Raw genomic sequence first — 16,249 nt, 5'->3', positions numbered from 1 at the left:
GAGGCGCGCCGGAGGTTCCGCCGGACGGGTACCCGCCGTGGACCGTCCGGCCGTGCGGGCGGACGGCGTGCGGGCCGTCATGACGCCCCTCCGATCAGAGCGCGGACGTCGGCGGTGACCCGGTCCCTGATGTGTTCGGTCAGCAGTTTGAGATCGGCGCAGTAGACGCTCGGATTGGCGAATCCGCCGGACGGGCGGTAGCGGTGCGCCCGTAACCCTCCCCCGCACAGCCGCACGACGTCGCAGGCCCGGCACTCGGCGGACAGGGAGGCCGGCCCTCGGCCCTGGTCGCGCAGCAGGGGGTGGGCCGCGGCGGTGTCGAAGTCGTCCGCGCCGATGTCCAGGCCGAGGGCGGTGGCGCCCTCGTACGCCGCCTTCAGCGAGTCCGGCTGCTCGATCGAGCCGTCGGTGTCCACGACCACGAACGGCGGGCGGTCGAGTCCCACGGCCTCGGCGGTGGCCCTCCCGCCGAGCACCAGGTCCATGATCGTCTCGAACATCCGGATCCGGGTCTCGCGGACCGGTGCCGCGTACCAGCGGTCGAACACCGCGCGCAGCCAGCGGCCGTAGGGGGCCGTCGCGGGGTCGTGGCCCGGGGGCGGGAACTCCCAGGTCGCGTGCGGGAGGAGCAGGTCGATGAGCGGGGGCCGGTGGCTCAGCAGGGCTTCGTAGACGACGAGGGGATCGTTGGCGAGGTCGACCGTGCACAGCAGGCCGCCGTATAAGCCGGCGTTCTCCGCGCGCCGCAAGAGCCCGATCCCCCTCTCGGCAGCAGCGTGGCTGCTGCGGCCACCATGTGTGCGGCGGTGGCGGTCACTGGCGTCCCTGCCTCCGTCGAGGCTCACCCCCACGCGCACACCGTGGCGGCGGAACAGGTCCATCCAACCAGGGTTCAGCAGCGTCCCGTTGGTCTGTGCGGCAAATTCCACGGACGTGATTCCGTGCGCCGCCCCCTGCACCGACTGCAGCAGGTGCTCGACCCTGCGCCGCCCCGCCAGCAGGGGCTCGCCACCGTGCAGGACGACCCTGACGGACGGCAGCCGGTGCCGCTCCGCGTGCTCGGCGATCCGGGTCGCCAGGCGCTCGGCGAGGGCATGCGACAGCACGGCGGGTTTGTGCTGCCAACTGCTGTCGCGGAGTTCGTAGACGTAGCAGTACGAACAAGCCAGGTTGCACCGGCCGTGCACCTTCACCACGAACTCGTGGATGGGCCGCGTCGCCTCCATCACCGACCTCCCGCCGGGCCCTCACCCCTCCGGGGTCACAACGAGGAATCGAATCCGGTGTGCGGGTCGGGAGCCTGCTCCGACCGGTCCTCCATGACGCGGAGCAGCGACTTCACCAGTGCGCACGGTGGGAGCGCGCGCAGCCGCTCCGCCTCGATGCGCAGGTTCATGACATCGCCGTGCGCGTCACGTGGTGCCGTTTCCATCGACCAATGCCCCCGGTACCCCTTGCCGCCCACGGTGGCTCGATCCTGCCGACGCGTGCGGAATCGGACGTGGCTGGAGCCCTCGGGTGTCACCGCCGGCTCCCCCGTGCTCCTGCTGAAGTGTTCCTTCCAGGGAAGCACAGCGCCACGGACCAGGCCAGACCGCCTCCCGGACACCTTCACACGATCCCCCTCGGCATCGGGCGGCGCGCCCGCAGCGGAGCGCCGCCGCACGGCGGATTTCCGGCCGTTCCCGTTCACCGGCCGCCTGTCACCGCGTGCCACCGCGGCCGCACCCGTCGCCGTTCCCACCGCGGGGCGCCCCGAGGACGCGGTTGACGGGCCGTCACGAGCGCCTGATCCGCCGGCGGTCCGGGCCCACGACCCGCACCCGTACGGACCGGGGCGTTCCGGTCACCCCGTGCGGACGATCTTCGCCGGTTGTTCACCTGGACGCCCGATTGTGCTGGTCCGGTGGCGAGATGATCGCCTTTCCGACCATTAGCGCAACGGAGAGACGATGCTCCCCAAGAGAACCTACGCCGCGCTCACGACCGCGGCTGTCGCTGCCGGCACGCTGGTGGCCGCGAGCCCGGCGAGTGCCCACCACCCGCACGTGACGCCGACCTTCCAGCGCACCGCGACCTACCCGGTCTTCCAGAACCGCCCCGCGGGCGAGGACCCGGCCACCGCGACCGTCGCCGAGATCTCGGCGGTCAGCGAGGACGGCCGCACCCTGGTCTACACCGACGCCCTGGCACGGCGGATCGGCTTCCTCGACATCACCAGGCCGAACAGCCCCCGCGGGCTGGGCACGCTGTCGCTGGCCTCGCTCGGCGACGCCGAGGACGAGCCGACCTCCGTGGCCGTGGTCGGCCAGTACGTGCTGGTCGTGGTGAACACCAGCAGCGGCTACACCACGCCCTCGGGGCGTCTGGACGTCATATCGCTGCGCGACCGCAAGCGGGTCACCAGCTTCGACCTGGGCGGCCAGCCGGACTCCATCACCGTCACCAAGGACAAGCGGTACGCCGCGATCGCGATCGAGAACGAGCGCGACGAGGAGGCGACCCCGCCCGGCGGCGAGGAGGGCGACCTGCCCCAGGCCCCGGCCGGCTTCGTGCAGATCGTCGACCTCAAGGGCACCTCGCCGCAGCACTGGAGCACCCGGGCGGTGCCGCTGACCCGCCCCGACGGCAGCGCGCTGCCCGTGCTGACCGCCGCCGGGATCGTGGAGCCCACCGACCCGGAGCCGGAGTACGTCGCCGTCAACGACCGCAACCAGCTGGTCCTGACGCTGCAGGAGAACAACGGCATCGTCCTGATGGACCTGCCGACGGGCCGCATCACCAAGGCCTTCAGCGCCGGCACGGCCACCGTCCGCGGCATCGACACCGTCAAGGACGGTGTCATCGACCAGACCGGCTCGATCACCGACGTCCGGCGCGAGCCCGACGCCGTCAACTGGATCGACGACCGCTACTTCGCGACGGCCAACGAGGGCGACTGGAAGGGCGGCACGCGCGGCTGGACCGTCTTCGACAGCCGCACCGGCAAGGTCGCCTGGGACGCGGGCAACAGCTTCGAGCGCCTCGCCGTCCGCTACGGCCTGCACAACGAGGACCGCGCGGGCAAGAAGGGCACCGAGCCGGAGGGCGTGGTCGTCGCCACCTTCCACGGCGTGCGGTACGCCTTCGTCGGCAGCGAGCGCAGCAACTTCGTCGCCGTCTACGACGTCAGCCGCCCGACCGCACCGGTCTTCCGCCAGATGCTGGCCACCACCAACGGCCCCGAGGGGCTGCTGCCGATCCCGTCGCGCGACATGCTCGCGGTCTCCAGCGAGGAGGACGACGCCTCGGTCAACGTGCGGGCCTCGGTGAGCCTGTTCCAGCTGGGCAAGGGCACCCCCTCGTTCCCGGGCGTGGTCTCGGCCTCCGACTCCACCGGCGCGCCGATCGGCTGGGGCGCGCTCGGCGCGCTGTCCGCCGTGCCCGGCCGGCCGCACGAGCTGTACACGGTCACCGACGCGGCGTACTCCGTCACCAAGATCATGACCATCGACACCTCGCGGAAGCCGGCGGTCATCACCCGGACCCTCACGGTCAAGGACGCCGACGGCAAGCCGGTCGGCTACGACGCCGAGGGCGTCTTCGCCCGTCCGCAGGGCGGCTTCTGGCTCGCCGTCGAGGGTGCGACCGGCGACGGCAACAAGCTGGTCCGCCTCGACCGCGACGGCGTGACCCGGCAGGTCGTCACGCTCCCGGCGGACGTCGCCGCGGGCCTGGCGAAGCAGGGCTTCGAGGGCGTCACCGCCACCACCGACCGGGGCGGCCGCGAGGTGGTCTGGGCCACCCTGCAGCGTGAGGTCAAGGGCGACCCGGCCGGGATCGTCCGGATCGGCCGCTACGACGTCGCGTCGGGCACCTGGAGCTGGTTCGGCTACCGGATCGGCACCACGGACACCCCCGGCGACTGGATCGGCCTGTCCGAGATCACCGCGGTCGGCGACAAGCTCGCCCTGATCGAGCGGGACAAGCTGAACGGCCCCGCCGCGAAGATCAAGCGCGTGTACACCGTCGACATGCCGAAGTCCGCCGCCGCCTCGGGCCCGCTCCAGGTGCTGCCCAAGAAGCTGGCCGTCGACGTGCTGCCCGAACTGCGGGCGACCAACGGCTGGACCCAGGAGAAGCTCGAGGGCCTCACGGTGGGCGGTGACGGCCACGTCTACGCCGTGACCGACAACGACGCCCTGGCCGACGCCACCGGCGAGACGGTCTTCCTGGACCTCGGCTCCGGCAAGAAGGTCTTCGGCAAGCGCTGATCGCCATCCCGCCCGACCTGACGCGTTCGGCCGCCGGTCCACCGGCGGCCGAACGCGTCAGCGGCATGCGGGTCCGCGGCGTACGGTCCGGCGGCGCGCGGGCCGGCCCGCGGTCAGGCTTCCGGACGGCGCGCGAGGAAGACGAACTCCCGGCCCGGCCGGTCCGGGGCGTCCCGTACGCCGTCGAGGACGTACCCCTGCGCGGCGAGCGCCGCCTCGACCTCCTCCCGCCCGCGGAAGCGCAGGGTCGATGTCGAGGTCAGCACCTCACGGCCGGCGCCCAGGACGTACGTCCACCGGAACGTCACCAGCGGCCCGCTGACGTCGAGCAGCTCGACCCAGTGCTCCACCGGCCCCGTGCCCGGCACGTCCACGACCCGGTGCGACGCGGCGCGGTTCCACTCCTCCCACGCGCGGGCCGCCGGGTCCCGCGTCTCGAACACCAGGCGCCCGCCCGGCCGCAGCGCCTCGTACGCCCCCCGCAGGGTCCGCCGCCAGGCAAGGGGGCAGGCGATCGCCTGGGCGACGTTGGCCGTCATCGTCGCCAGGTCCACCCGCAGCGGCGGAAGCGCCGTGGCGTCGCCGTGGATCCACCGGACCCGCGCGCTCCCCGGCTTGGCCCGGGCGACGTCGAGGGCCGCCCCGGCCGGGTCGACGGCGACGACCTCGATGCCCAGACCGGCCAGTCGCAGTGCGAACACCCCCGTGCCGCAACCGATGTCCAGCACCCGGCGCACGTCGCGCTCCCGCGCCAGTGCGAGGTACGCGTCGAGGTCGCCCCGGCCGGGGTCGTCGAGGGCGTCGTACAACGCCGCGAGCCGCGGGTGCCGGAACTCCTCGTCGGGCATGCGGGGGACGCTACCCCAGAGGAGACCCACGTCACATCAGGGTGCGCGTCACGTTTCCCCCGGCTCGTCCGTCATGGCTGCGTAACCGTCACCACGCAGGAGGAGCCCACCATGGAAGCCCGTGTGAACCTGTTCGGCAACGCCCTCGCGCTCAGGTTCTTCAAGCACATCAACGCGGCCGGCAGGGTGTCGGCGGAAGCGGGGCTGCCCGCCGCGACCCGGGAGCTGGTGAAGATCCGCGCCAGCCAGATCAACGGCTGCGCGTTCTGCGCCGACATGCACACCAAGGAGGCCGCCGCCGCGGGCGAGACCGCGGTGCGCCTGAACCTGGTCGCGGCCTGGCGCGAGGCCACCGTCTTCAGCGAGGCCGAGCGCGCCGCCCTGGAACTCACCGAGCAGGGGACCCGCATCGCCGACGCCGCCGGCGGTGTCACGGACGAGGTGTGGGCGAACGCCGCCAAGCACTACGACGAGGACCAGCTCGTCGCCCTGATCGGCCTCATCGCCGTCATCAACGCCTACAACCGCGTCAACGTCATCAACCGTCAGCCCGCCGGCGACTACCAGCCCGGCCAGTTCGGCTGAGGGAGCACCCGGAGCACCCCGTTCCGCGGGCGGGGAACACCGGCCCCACGCCGTCCGCGGCGCGGGGCCGGCGCGCGCCGGGCCGCCGCCGGCCCTCCGGACACCCCAAGTGCCGCTGCCCCGGGCCGGGGACGCCGGGTTGTAGCGTGATGCGTCATGAGGACCAGTTCGCCGCTCTCCGCGGTCCCCCGGCTGGCCGGCGCGGTCGTCGTCGGGGCGGCCGTCGGGGCGGCCGTCGGCGTCCTGGAGGACGGGGCGCTGGGCGTCCTCGCCGGGATCGCCGCGACGGAGGCGCTCTTCGTCGTGACGGGCTGGCTCGTCCTGTGGCCGATGGACGCCACCGCCACCCACCGCAACGCCCGCCGGGAGGACTTCCGGCCCGTCGTCGAGGAACTCGTGGTCGTCGGCGTGGCCCTGTGCGGGCTGCTCGCCATCGTCGTCCTGCTCCTGCGCGGCGGCACGGACCGCGGCCACGCCGCGGCGGCGACAGCGCTGGCCGGGGTGTTCATGGCGTGGGCGGCGCTCCACCTGATGTACGCCGCGCGCTACGGATACCTCTACTACACGGCCGCGGCGGGCGGGATCGACTTCAACTCCCCGCATCCGCCGACGTACCGGGACTTCCTCTACTTCAGCTACAACCTGGGCATGACCTACCAGGTCTCCGACACGGATGTCTCCAGCCCGGCGATCCGTGCGACGGTGCTGCGGCACTCGCTGCTGTCGTACGTCTTCGGCACCGGCATCCTGGCCACCACCATCAACCTGGTCGCCGGGATGGTCACCGGCTGACCACAGCCGAACGCCCCTGTCCCGAGCCCCGCATTCCTGTCACGTCCCGAATTGCAGCGACATGACGCCGGGCGCCGCGCCCGGCCTACCGGAGGCATCGGGTCACTCCACCCGGGGCGGCCCACCGGACACCACCGGAAACCCTCCGCACTCGCTCCCGAAGGACCACCACCATGACCGGCACCAACGTTCCCCTGCGCGCGGGCGCCGGGTGGGAGCCGGACGGCGGGCCCGCAGTCAGTTCTCGGAGCAGAAGTCGTCGGCCGGCGAGGTGCGCACCCGGGCGAGGAGTCCGCGGAGCACCACGATCTCCTCCGGGGACAGGTCACCGAACAGGCCCCGCTCGACCTCGTCCACCGCGGCCCTGGCCTCCGCCAGGACGCCGCGCCCCCGGTCCGTGATGGCGACGATGTGCCGGCGCCGGTCGGCCGGGTCACGACGACGCTCGACGAGCTGTGCGGACTCGAGGTCGTTGAGGATCGCGACCATGATGCTCGGATCCACCTCGAGCGCCGCGACAAGACCCTGCTGCCCCATGGATCCGCACCCGCCGAGCAGCATCAGCGTGGCTCCCGCGCGCGGCGCGAGGCCGCAGGAGCCGAAAGCGCGCCGGACGCGGCTGTCGGCGATGGCGCCGTGCCGGGCCAGCAGGAAACCGAGCTGCTCCAGCGGGTCGCCGCCGGCAGCACCCTCAACCGCGATCTCGTCCACTGCCATGTCTCCATCATAGCGCGCCACCAACCATCGTGATCGGCCGGTAATCCATGACCGTCAACGATTACGGCGGCCGTTCGCACCACTTTTGGAAGGGATGCACCGATCCGGGCGAGGGATCTTGGTGCCGGGTTATTCCACTTCTCCCGATTCCTTGCGCGAGGTGATGGTCACACCATACAAACGATTGACGCCCATCAATCATCTGTTAGGTTCCATCCATCAGCGATTCAGAGCGACGCCGGTCCCACGGATCCAGCGCCTGCGAACCAGGAGCCCCGCCCCGGCGGCCCCGCGGAATCGCCCCCGCACGACGGGGACCGGCCCACCGGCCGGACCGTCGTCCGACGCCCCGCACACCGGGGCACAGCAAGGAGAGAACAGTCATGAACAAGTGGACGCGCATCATCGCCACCTCCACCGCCTCGGTGGCGCTCGCCGGCACCGCCCTGCTCGGCGCCACGGGCTCCGCCTCCGCCGCCCCCCGGCCCACGGGTCAGGAGCGGCAGACCGCGACCATCACCGGCGCGGCGTGGGGCGGCGGGTACGGCGACCGCAGCGGCACCGCCGACCGGCGCTGGAACGACGAGATCACCCGTCACCACTACGACTACGGCCACCACGCCGTGCAGTACTGGCACGGGTACGACGGCAAGCTCTACCGCTTCGACGGCCACCGTCTGGCCCGCTGGAGCCACGGCCACTGGGTGACCGTGTGGCTGTCCTACGGTCACGGACCCGTCCGCTGAGGCCCGACCGGATCCGGCACGCCCCGCCGGAGCGCGCACACCCCCGCGACCGGACGACGCCCCGGCCGCCAGGGCAGGGAGCCACGCCGGTGCCGAGCCGCCCGTCCTCGCACGGCCCGGCACCGGCCGGCCCCCGCCCCCTTCGACAAGACCCGGAGAACACCATGCTCGAGACCACCCCGACGACGAGGTCCGGCGGCCTGCTCACCAACGCCTTCGTGGCGATGCGGCGCCTGCCGGCCCCGGCCGCCGCGTCCGGCACCGGACGGCACCGCGGCCGGCCCGCCGGCGAACGCCTCACCGCCGTCGGCACCCCGGGCACGGGCGCCCACCGCCGCCCGCTCGGCGCATCCGGGCCCGGCACCACGGCCCTCCGCGGCTGACGCACCGCCGGCGCCGTTCCGTCCGGCCCCGGCGCGACGAACCACCGGCCCGTGACCGCACCGGGCCGACGCAGGACGGGACGACGAACTCCCCCGCCACGGAGCGGAGTCGGCCGTACGTCCGGCGCTCCCTGACGGACCGCCGGCGGGCTCCCCGGACGACCCCGGCAGGTCCCACGCACCGCACGACCCACGTACTCCCGGGCAGGCGCCCCGGCTTCGAACCCCGCGCCCGCGCCGCCCCCGGCCCCTGCGGACCGGGGGCTTTCCGCATGCCCCGGCGCTGCACCGGATCGCCCGACTCCCGCCGCCAGCAGCGAAGTTCGCCATCGCACGCGCCACCGACTTACTAAAAGTTAGTGACTAATCCTCTCTTTGTCGGGCGGCACCCCGGTGCCCCACGGTGGATCCGTGGGACCCGCACCTCGCCACCCCCCGGCGACGCGGGCCACGGGGCTCCCCGGCGACACGACGCCGGGGAGCCACCCCACGGGACCCGAACACGCCTGACGCGACTGGAACTTCACATGGCCACCCTGCTGCACCTCGACTCCTCCCTCCACCCGGGCTCCGACTCCCGCTCCCGCACCGTCGCGCTGAACTTCCGCGACGCATGGCGGGAGCAGCACCCGGACGGCACCGTGCTCCACCGCGACCTCGCCGCGGACCCGCTCCCCCACCTCGACGTGCACGGCTTCTCCGCGGCTTTCGTCGACGCCGCGTCCCGCACCGCCGAGCAGGAGGCCGCCTTCGCGGGACGGCTGACCCTGATCGAGGAACTGGAGCGGGCGGACGCCGTGCTCCTCGGCGCCCCGATGTACAACTTCACGATCCCCTCGACCCTCAAGAGCTGGATCGACCACGTGCTCCTGGTCGGCCGCACGACCGGTGACACCTCCAGCGTGAAGGGCCTGCCGGTCACCGTCGTCGCGAGCCGCGGCGGCTCCTACGCGCCGGGGACCCCGCGGGAGTCCTCCGAGTACGTCCAGAACTACCTGCGGGCCATCCTCGGCGAGTACATGGGCTTCGAGCTGGACTTCATCGTCCCCGAACTGACCGCGGCGGCCTCGAACCCGGCCATGGCCGAGCTCGTCCCGCTGGCCGAGGCCTCGTGGGCCCGGGCGCTGGAGGACGCGGCCACCAAGGGCAAGGAGGTCGCGCGGCGCGTCGGGGCCGCCTGACGCCCGGCCGTGTCCCGCCCGGGGACGGGCGGGACACGACCCCTCGCCCGGCCTGGTACCGGTGGACACAGGAACAGCGTTCCGTGGCCGGCCCGGCCGCGTTGACGCAGCCTTGGCCATGTCAGGCACCCCTCGCACGGCCTCCCGCCGCGGCGGCCCCCGCCCGTTCGGAAGATGCGCATGAGCAACCAGACGACCACCACCCATCGCGACGCCGGTGACCGCCACCGCCCCGCGGACCCCGGCCCGGCCCCCGCCCCGCGCGGGCAGGAGTCCGGCATCGACGGTCTGGCCCACCTGGTGGACGACCTCGCCCACGCGATGGCCACCACGCCGGAGGCCGTCCTGGCCGGCATGTCGGACGACGTGCTGAACGCGCTCTTCCTCCTGCACCGCCAGGAGGAACCGGGCGTCGGCCCCAGGTCCGGCGGCGCCCCGGAACCCGGGCGGGCCCCGGGCGTCGGGTAAGGCCCCCCTCGCCTGCTTACTTTCCTCCCGAAATGTACATTTACATGGTGAACGACCGATTGGCGCTGCTCGCCGCTGTGGAGAAGGGCATCGCCGAGGGCGAGGTGCTCCGGCTGGCGCTGCAGCACGCGGTCGCCGAGCTGGACGGGCTGGGCGGCACGGTCCACCTGTGCGGGCCGATGTCGGCGCTGCGTCTGGTGTCCACGGTCGGCCTGTCACCGGGGGCCGTGCGTCCCTGGGAGATCATCGACCAGGAGAGCCCGGCGGTCCCCGCTCGCGCGGTGCGCCGGCGCGGCCGCGTGTGGGCCGCCGACGGGTCGGCCGGCGCCGTCCGCCCCGGGGCGGCGGCGGGGAAGGGCTGGCCCGGCACGGGGCTGGCGTCCGTGGCACTGTCGGACGGCGTGAGTTCCGTGGGGTCGCTGACCGTCGTGACCGGTACGGGCGGGCAGCCCACGGAGGAGCAGTGGCGGTTCCTCGAGGCGGTGACCGCCTGGGCGCAGGAGCGGGTGGACCAGGCCCCGCCCCCGACCCGCCCCACGCACGAGGAGCCCAGCGGCAGCCGGCTGCGGCAGGCCCTGAAGGCCGTCGAGGTGGGCACGTGGGACTGGAACATCCGCACCGGCGAACTCGCCTGGGACGACGCGGCGATGGCCGTCTACGGCACCGCTCCCGCCGACTTCGTGCCCCGGGTCGAGAGCTGGATGAAGGTCGTCCACCCCGACGACCTGCGGTGGACGCTCGCCGCCGCGGAGAAGGCGATCCGGGACCGCGGGGTGTTCGAGGCCGAGTACCGGGTGCGCCGCCCCGACGGCAGCTACGGCTGGACGGAGACCCGCGCCAAGGTCGTCCTGGACGACCGCGGCGAGCCGTACCGGATGATCGGCACGGCGTGGGAGAGCAACGAGTCGCGGTCCGCGCGCGACGCGCTGAGCCGCGCCCTGCGGTACATGAGCGACGGCTTCCTCTCCGCGGACGAGGACTGGCGCATCACCTTCGTCAACCTGGAGGCGGAGGACGTGCTCGGCTCCTCCGAGGAGGAGTTGTTCGGCCGGGTGCTCTGGACGCTGCCGTCGCTCCGGCAGATCTCCGGGCTGGAGTCCCGCTGCCGCGAGGCAGCGGCCAAGGCGGTGCCCACCAGCTTCGACGTCCGGATGCCGGACACGGGCTCCTGCTACCAGGTCCGGCTGGTGCCGCTGCCGGACGGGGTGACGCTCTACTTCACCGACGTCACCGAGCGGCGCAGGCACGAGGCCGAACGCGCCGCCGCCGAGCGCGCCGCCGGTGAACGCGCGACCAGGATCGCGGAGCTCACCGCGGCCCTCGCCAAGGCGACGACCTCGCGCGACGTGGTGGACGCCGTCGCGCAGCGCGTCCTGCCGCCGTTCGGCGCCACCGGGCTGCTGGTGCAGGCCCTGGAGGACGGCAGGGCCTACAACGTCGGGTCGGTCGGCTACCCGCAGTCCTTCCTCGACAACCTGCACGGCCGCCCCCGGGGCGCCAAGGACCCGGTGTGGGACGCCATCTCGACCAGCGGCCCGGTGTTCGTCTCCTCGGCGGAGGAGTACGCGGCGCGGTACCCGGCGATGGCGGACCGTCCGCACCTGACCGGGAAGGGGTCGTGGGCCTTCCTGCCGCTGTCCGCCTCCGGGCTCACCTTCGGCGTCTGCGTGCTCGCCTTCGACCGGCCGCGGCGCCTGACGGACGAGGAGCGCACCCTGCTGAGCGCCATCAGCGCCCTGGTCGCCCACGCCCTGGAACGCGCGCGGCTGTACGACGCCGAGCACACCCGGTCCCGGGAACTGCAGAGCGCCCTGCTCCCCCAGCAACTGCCCGGGCTGCCGTCGTGCACCCTCGCCGCCCGCTACCTGCCGACCGAGCAGGGCGCGGACGTCGGGGGCGACTGGTACGACGTGATCCCGCTGTCCGCGGGCCGGGTCGCCTTCGTCATCGGCGACGTGATGGGCCACGGCCTGTCCGAGGCGGTCACCATGGGACGCCTGCGCACGGCGGTCCACACGCTGGCGGGGCTCGAACTGCCCCCCGACGAGATCATGGGACACCTCAACGACATCGTCGGCGGGCTCGGCGCGGACTCCTACGCCACCTGCCTGTACGTCCTCTACGACTCGACCACCGGCACGTGTTCCGTCACCCGCGCCGGGCACCCCCCGCCCGCGGTCGTCCATCCCGACGGGACCGTGCGCTTCCCCAAGGCCGCGCCGAACCCGCCCCTGGGCGCCGCGGAGCAGCCGTTCGAGAGCGTCGAGCTGCAGGTCCCGGAGGAGAGCCTGCTCGTGCTCTTCACCGACGGGCTGGTCGAGTCCTCCGAGCGCGAGATCGACGAGGGCCTGGGCGACCTCGCGCGGCTGCTGACCGCCGCCGACGCCACCGACCTGGGCGCGCTCTGCGACACCCTCATCTCGGGACTGCTCCCCATCGGGCGGACCACCAGCGACGACATCGCGCTCCTGGTGGCCCGCGTCCACGCGCTCGCCACCGAGCGGATCGCCTGCTGGCCGCTCCCCGAGGACCCGCGGGCGGCGGGGACGGCCCGCCGGCTCGTACGGGAGCAACTGGCCACCTGGGGCCTGGAGGAGCTGACGCCGACGACGGAGCTGCTCGCCAGCGAGCTGGTGGGGAACGTCGTGCGCCACGGCAGGGGCCCGATGACACTGCGGCTGCTGCGGGACATCGACCTGGTCTGCGAGGTCTCCGACGACAGCCTGACGATGCCCCGCATCCGCCACGCGTCCGAGACGGACGAGGGCGGGCGGGGGCTGCAGCTCGTCGCGTCGCTGTCCCAGCGGTGGGGCACCCGCTACACCCCGAACGGCAAGTGCATCTGGACGGCGCAGCAGCTCCCGGACCCCGAGGCCACCGCGCCGTCGCCGGAACCGTTCGACATCGACGCGGTACCGCCCCTGCGGTGACCGGCCGGACGGCCGGCTCCCCCGAGGGGCGACGGGGTCAGGACCGCCCGAAGCCGTTGAGGAAGGCGTCCACCACGAGGTCAGCCGCCCGTGGGGGTTCCACCTCGGGGAAGCGGTGGGCGACGGAGTCGACCAGCTGGTCGAGGACCGCCCTCACCCACTCCGGGGAGGCCTCGGTCCGCAGATGGCCCTCGTCCGCGGCGCGCCGCAGGAAGTCGTCCAGTCGCGCACTCTGCTCCGCGCGCCGGCGGTCGGCGTCGGGGTCCTGCCGCATCATGCGGCGTGTGTCGACGGGCCACTCGCGGCTGACGGGGACGATCCCCTCCACGTAGCGGTGCAGGGCGACGGGCACGGGCGCCTCGGTGAGCCGCGCCTCGTCGAGGACGCGCTCCGCGGAGTCGAGCTTCGCGTGGAAGACGGCATTGAGCAGGGCCTCGCGCGTGGCGAAGCGGCGGTGGACGGTCGTCCGGTCCACCCCCGCCGCGGTGGCGATGGCGGACATCGAGGTGCCCGGGTCCTCGGCCAGCAGCCGGGCCCCGGTGCGCAGGACCACGGCGAGGTTTCGTGCGGCATCGGCTCTCATGATGGCGCCATCGTAACAGCGAGTCGCAGTTAGACGTACATCACCCTCACGACCGCTGCATCCGGAATTGGTAGTGCTACATTGATGTTGCAGTTAGTCGACGAGCTTCCACAGTGATCCCGGCGCCACCCATCGGCCCGGGAGCGCTCGTCACAGGACAGGAGGAACCTTCCATGGCACGTACCTGGCTGATCACCGGTGGTTCGCAGGGCCTCGGCAGGGCCCTCGCCGTCGCGGCCCTGGAGGCGGGCGACCGGGTCGCGGTGACCTCGCGCAGGCCGGAGGCGCTGGCGGACCTGGCGGAGGCACACCCCGGGCGGCTCCAGAGCCTCGCCCTGGACATCACCTCGCCCTCGCAGGCACGGGACGTGGTCGCGGCGGCGGTCGAGCGCTTCGGCGGCCTCGACGTCGTGGTCAACAACGCGGGCTACGCCACCAACGGCACGGTGGAGGACTTCCCGGAGGACGAGTTCCGGGCGCAGGTCGAGGCGAACCTCTTCGGCGTCGTCAACGTGACGCGGGCGGCACTGCCCGTACTGCGCGGCCGGCGTTCGGGACACTTCGTGCAGATCTCCTCCATCGGCGGCCGCGTCGGCGGCACGCCGGGCCTCAGCGCCTACCAGACCGCCAAGTTCGCGGTCGCGGGCTTCTCCGAGGTGCTGGCGAACGAGGTGGCCCCGCTCGGCATCAAGGTGACCATCGTGGAGCCGGGCGGCATCCGCACCGGCTGGGCCGCGGGCGCCGCGCTGACCTCGGGCCCGATCGGCGCCGACTACGAGCAGACCGTCGGCCGGTGGCAGGAGCGCTTCACGGCCTACAGCGGCCACGAGCCGGGCGACCCGGCCCACATGGCCCGGGCGATCGTCGACGTCGTCGGCGCCGAGGAGCCCCCGCGCCGCCTGCTGCTCGGCAGCGACGCCCTGGAGATCGCGCTGGGCGCGGAGGAGGCGCGGCTCACGGAGGCCAGGACGTGGGCGCACGTCAGCCGCTCCACGGACCACCCCGCCGCACCCCTGTCCGCGTGACCCCGCGACCCTGCCCGCCCTCCCCTCCGTCCCGCCCCCTCGCCCCTCGCCCCTCGTACCGGAAGACGTGACTGATGAACGTTCGCGACATGCTCTACATCGGCGGCTCCTGGGTGACCCCCAGTGACCCGGACCTCCTCCTCGACATCCGTTCCCCGCACGACCAGTCGCTCCTCGGCCGGGTGGCCCAGGCGGCCGACGCGGACGTGGACGCGGCCGTCGCCGCGGCGCGCGAGGCCTTCGACCACGGACCGTGGCCGCGCACCGACCCCAAGGAGCGGCAGGAGGTGATCCGCCGGGTCAACGCGCTGCGCGAGGCCCGTGCCGACGAGATCGCGGCGGCCATCTCCACCGAGAACGGTTCGGCGGGCTGGTTCACCAAGGCCGGCCAGCCGTTCCTGACCCGTCAGGTCGAGGCCTACCTCAAGGCCGCCGCGGAGCTCGGCTGGGAGGAGGTCCTCGCCCCCTCCGACCCCTCGGTGGACTTCGACACCGTCGTCAGGCGCGAGCCCGTCGGCGTGGTCGCCGCGGTCATCCCCTGGAACTCGCCCTTCTCCGCGGCCACGGCCAAGCTGACCCCGGCCCTGCTGGCGGGCAACACCGTGGTGCTGAAGGTCTCCCCGGAGAACTCGCTGAGCATGATGCTGCTGGCGGACCTCTTCCACGAGGCGGGGCTCCCGGACGGCGTGCTCAGCGTGCTCCCCGCGGACCGGGAGACCAGCGAGCACCTCGTCTCCCACCCGGACGTCGACAAGATCGCCTTCACGGGGTCGACCCGCGCCGGGCGGCGCATCGCCTCGATCGCCGGCGAGCAGCTCAAGCGGGTCAGCCTCGAACTGGGCGGCAAGTCGGCGGCCGTCGTCCTGGAGGACGCCGACCTGCCCGCCGTGATGCAGGGGCTGCGCTTCGGTTCGCTGGCGAACAACGGCGAGGCCTGCATCCTGCAGACCCGGATCCTGGCTCCGCGCAGCCGCTACGAGGAGGTCGTCACGGCCCTCAAGGAGATGGTGGAGTCGCTGAAGGTCGGCGACCCCTCGGAGCCGGACACCTTCATCGGGCCCATGATCCGCCGCGACCAGCAGCAGCGCGTGATCGACTACATCAAGCTGGGCATCGAGGAGGGCGCCCGCCTGGTCACCGGCGGTCCCAAGGTGCCGGCCGGTCTGGAGAAGGGCCACTACGTCACGCCCACCGTGTTCGCGGACGTCGACAACGGCATGCGCATCGCCCAGGAGGAGATCTTCGGCCCCGTGCTGGTCGTGATCGCCTACGACGACGAGGACGAGGCGGTGCGGATCGCCAACGACTCCGACTACGGCCTGTCCGGGGGCGTATGGAGCGCGAACCCCGAGCGCGCGCTGGCCGTCGCACGCCGGCTGCGCACCGGGACCGTCACCCTCAACGGCTCCCCGATGAGCTTCGACGGCCCGTTCGGCGGCTACAAGGCGAGCGGCGTCGGCCGCGAGTACGGCGCGGTCGGCCTGACCGGCTACGTCGAGCACAAGACGGTCACCCGCAGGCGGTGACCGTGCGGCCGCCGGGCCCGGACGGTGCGTGGCGCCCCGGGCCCGGCGGCCACGTGTTGGGGCGGGGTCCGCTCGACGGGTGCGGTCCGGGTCCGGTCGGTGTCAGGGCCGTCTGCGTCAGGAGCCGTCGGCGTGCAGGTTCTTGACCTTGATCCAGTCACGGCTGCGGCGACCGGGCAGATACGTACTGGTCAACCGCTTCGCCACCACCC

General features: G+C 73.2%; 15 protein-coding genes. 10 read left to right on the top strand and 5 right to left on the bottom strand.

Annotated features, from left to right (window positions below):
* Positions 1-77: 77 nt before the first annotated feature.
* Positions 78-1,226 carry an FxsB family cyclophane-forming radical SAM/SPASM peptide maturase gene (locus ACZ7MY_RS10535; RefSeq protein ID WP_499600958.1) on the bottom strand — a complete coding sequence of 383 codons (1,149 nt, stop codon included), beginning with the start codon at positions 1,224-1,226 and terminating at the stop codon, positions 78-80.
* Positions 1,227-1,261: 35 nt separating this feature from the next.
* Positions 1,262-1,432 (bottom strand): hypothetical protein, encoded by a 171-nt coding sequence (locus ACZ7MY_RS10530; RefSeq protein ID WP_499600957.1) that lies wholly within the window; start codon positions 1,430-1,432, stop codon positions 1,262-1,264.
* Positions 1,433-1,952: 520 nt separating this feature from the next.
* Here ACZ7MY_RS10530 and ACZ7MY_RS10525 point away from each other — a divergent pair.
* Complete coding sequence (locus ACZ7MY_RS10525) at positions 1,953-4,253, top strand: esterase-like activity of phytase family protein (protein ID WP_499600956.1); 2,301 nt, start codon at positions 1,953-1,955, stop codon at positions 4,251-4,253.
* 113 nt (positions 4,254-4,366) lie between these two features.
* On the opposite strand, the gene ACZ7MY_RS10520 is transcribed toward ACZ7MY_RS10525, so the two are convergent.
* Positions 4,367-5,101 carry a class I SAM-dependent methyltransferase gene (locus ACZ7MY_RS10520; RefSeq protein WP_499600955.1) on the bottom strand — a complete coding sequence of 245 codons (735 nt, stop codon included), beginning with the start codon at positions 5,099-5,101 and terminating at the stop codon, positions 4,367-4,369.
* Between the two features lie 111 nt (positions 5,102-5,212).
* Here ACZ7MY_RS10520 and ACZ7MY_RS10515 point away from each other — a divergent pair, with 111 nt between their 5' ends.
* Both ACZ7MY_RS10515 and ACZ7MY_RS10510 read left to right on the top strand, forming a co-directional pair.
* Positions 5,213-5,686, top strand: coding sequence for a carboxymuconolactone decarboxylase family protein (locus ACZ7MY_RS10515; protein WP_499600954.1), 474 nt, complete (start codon positions 5,213-5,215; stop codon positions 5,684-5,686).
* A 156-nt stretch (positions 5,687-5,842) separates the two neighbouring features.
* Positions 5,843-6,478, top strand: a complete 636-nt coding sequence (locus ACZ7MY_RS10510) for a DUF1345 domain-containing protein (protein WP_499600953.1) — start codon at positions 5,843-5,845, stop codon at positions 6,476-6,478.
* A gap of 237 nt (positions 6,479-6,715) precedes the next feature.
* Here ACZ7MY_RS10510 and ACZ7MY_RS10505 read toward each other — a convergent pair whose 3' ends face one another.
* Entirely contained in the window at positions 6,716-7,195 is a 480-nt protein-coding gene (locus tag ACZ7MY_RS10505) for a MarR family winged helix-turn-helix transcriptional regulator (RefSeq protein WP_499600952.1), read from the bottom strand.
* 383 nt (positions 7,196-7,578) lie between these two features.
* Between ACZ7MY_RS10505 and ACZ7MY_RS10500 the strand changes: the two genes are divergently transcribed.
* The 5 genes from ACZ7MY_RS10500 (at position 7,579) to ACZ7MY_RS10480 (ending at position 12,903) form a co-directional block, all read left to right on the top strand.
* Positions 7,579-7,941: a hypothetical protein gene (locus ACZ7MY_RS10500; protein ID WP_499600951.1), complete on the top strand. Its 363-nt coding sequence runs from the start codon at positions 7,579-7,581 to the stop codon at positions 7,939-7,941.
* A 164-nt stretch (positions 7,942-8,105) separates the two neighbouring features.
* The gene (locus ACZ7MY_RS10495; protein ID WP_499600950.1) at positions 8,106-8,324 is read left to right on the top strand and encodes a hypothetical protein; all 219 of its coding nucleotides are present in this window, start codon (positions 8,106-8,108) and stop codon (positions 8,322-8,324) included.
* A 527-nt stretch (positions 8,325-8,851) separates the two neighbouring features.
* Positions 8,852-9,505 (top strand): FMN-dependent NADH-azoreductase, encoded by a 654-nt coding sequence (locus tag ACZ7MY_RS10490; RefSeq protein WP_499600949.1) that lies wholly within the window; start codon positions 8,852-8,854, stop codon positions 9,503-9,505.
* Positions 9,506-9,685: 180 nt separating this feature from the next.
* The gene (locus tag ACZ7MY_RS10485) at positions 9,686-9,973 is read left to right on the top strand and encodes a hypothetical protein (RefSeq protein WP_499600948.1); all 288 of its coding nucleotides are present in this window, start codon (positions 9,686-9,688) and stop codon (positions 9,971-9,973) included.
* A gap of 47 nt (positions 9,974-10,020) precedes the next feature.
* Positions 10,021-12,903 (top strand): SpoIIE family protein phosphatase, encoded by a 2,883-nt coding sequence (locus ACZ7MY_RS10480; RefSeq protein ID WP_499600947.1) that lies wholly within the window; start codon positions 10,021-10,023, stop codon positions 12,901-12,903.
* A gap of 37 nt (positions 12,904-12,940) precedes the next feature.
* On the opposite strand, the gene ACZ7MY_RS10475 is transcribed toward ACZ7MY_RS10480, so the two are convergent.
* Positions 12,941-13,486, bottom strand: a complete 546-nt coding sequence (locus tag ACZ7MY_RS10475; protein ID WP_499600946.1) for a TetR/AcrR family transcriptional regulator — start codon at positions 13,484-13,486, stop codon at positions 12,941-12,943.
* 173 nt (positions 13,487-13,659) lie between these two features.
* Between ACZ7MY_RS10475 and ACZ7MY_RS10470 the strand changes: the two genes are divergently transcribed.
* Both ACZ7MY_RS10470 and ACZ7MY_RS10465 read left to right on the top strand, forming a co-directional pair.
* A complete protein-coding gene (locus tag ACZ7MY_RS10470; protein WP_499600945.1) occupies positions 13,660-14,511 on the top strand; it encodes an oxidoreductase in 852 nt (283 codons plus the stop codon).
* Positions 14,512-14,585: 74 nt separating this feature from the next.
* The gene (locus tag ACZ7MY_RS10465) at positions 14,586-16,037 is read left to right on the top strand and encodes an aldehyde dehydrogenase (RefSeq protein ID WP_499600944.1); all 1,452 of its coding nucleotides are present in this window, start codon (positions 14,586-14,588) and stop codon (positions 16,035-16,037) included.
* Positions 16,038-16,249 lie beyond the last annotated feature (212 nt).

The sequence above is a fragment of the Streptomyces sp. NPDC111520 genome, assembly GCF_055635295.1.
Note: the sequence above shows the minus strand (reverse complement) of the source record. Positions and strands in the feature narration are given on the sequence as shown.

Excerpts from the sequence above, each read along its gene's own strand:
- ACZ7MY_RS10495 (WP_499600950.1), top strand. The coding sequence starts at position 8,106 with ATGCTCGAGACCACCCCGACGACGAGGTCCGGCGGCCTGCTCACCAAC.
- ACZ7MY_RS10465 (WP_499600944.1), top strand. The coding sequence starts at position 14,586 with ATGAACGTTCGCGACATGCTCTACATCGGCGGCTCCTGGGTGACCCCC.
- ACZ7MY_RS10520 (WP_499600955.1), bottom strand. The coding sequence starts at position 5,101 with ATGCCCGACGAGGAGTTCCGGCACCCGCGGCTCGCGGCGTTGTACGAC.
- ACZ7MY_RS10515 (WP_499600954.1), top strand. The coding sequence starts at position 5,213 with ATGGAAGCCCGTGTGAACCTGTTCGGCAACGCCCTCGCGCTCAGGTTC.
- ACZ7MY_RS10485 (WP_499600948.1), top strand. The coding sequence starts at position 9,686 with ATGAGCAACCAGACGACCACCACCCATCGCGACGCCGGTGACCGCCAC.
- ACZ7MY_RS10535 (WP_499600958.1), bottom strand. The coding sequence starts at position 1,226 with ATGGAGGCGACGCGGCCCATCCACGAGTTCGTGGTGAAGGTGCACGGC.
- ACZ7MY_RS10475 (WP_499600946.1), bottom strand. The coding sequence starts at position 13,486 with ATGAGAGCCGATGCCGCACGAAACCTCGCCGTGGTCCTGCGCACCGGG.
- ACZ7MY_RS10505 (WP_499600952.1), bottom strand. The coding sequence starts at position 7,195 with ATGGCAGTGGACGAGATCGCGGTTGAGGGTGCTGCCGGCGGCGACCCG.
- ACZ7MY_RS10490 (WP_499600949.1), top strand. The coding sequence starts at position 8,852 with ATGGCCACCCTGCTGCACCTCGACTCCTCCCTCCACCCGGGCTCCGAC.
- ACZ7MY_RS10510 (WP_499600953.1), top strand. The coding sequence starts at position 5,843 with ATGAGGACCAGTTCGCCGCTCTCCGCGGTCCCCCGGCTGGCCGGCGCG.
- ACZ7MY_RS10500 (WP_499600951.1), top strand. The coding sequence starts at position 7,579 with ATGAACAAGTGGACGCGCATCATCGCCACCTCCACCGCCTCGGTGGCG.
- ACZ7MY_RS10470 (WP_499600945.1), top strand. The coding sequence starts at position 13,660 with ATGGCACGTACCTGGCTGATCACCGGTGGTTCGCAGGGCCTCGGCAGG.
- ACZ7MY_RS10525 (WP_499600956.1), top strand. The coding sequence starts at position 1,953 with ATGCTCCCCAAGAGAACCTACGCCGCGCTCACGACCGCGGCTGTCGCT.
- ACZ7MY_RS10530 (WP_499600957.1), bottom strand. The coding sequence starts at position 1,432 with ATGGAAACGGCACCACGTGACGCGCACGGCGATGTCATGAACCTGCGC.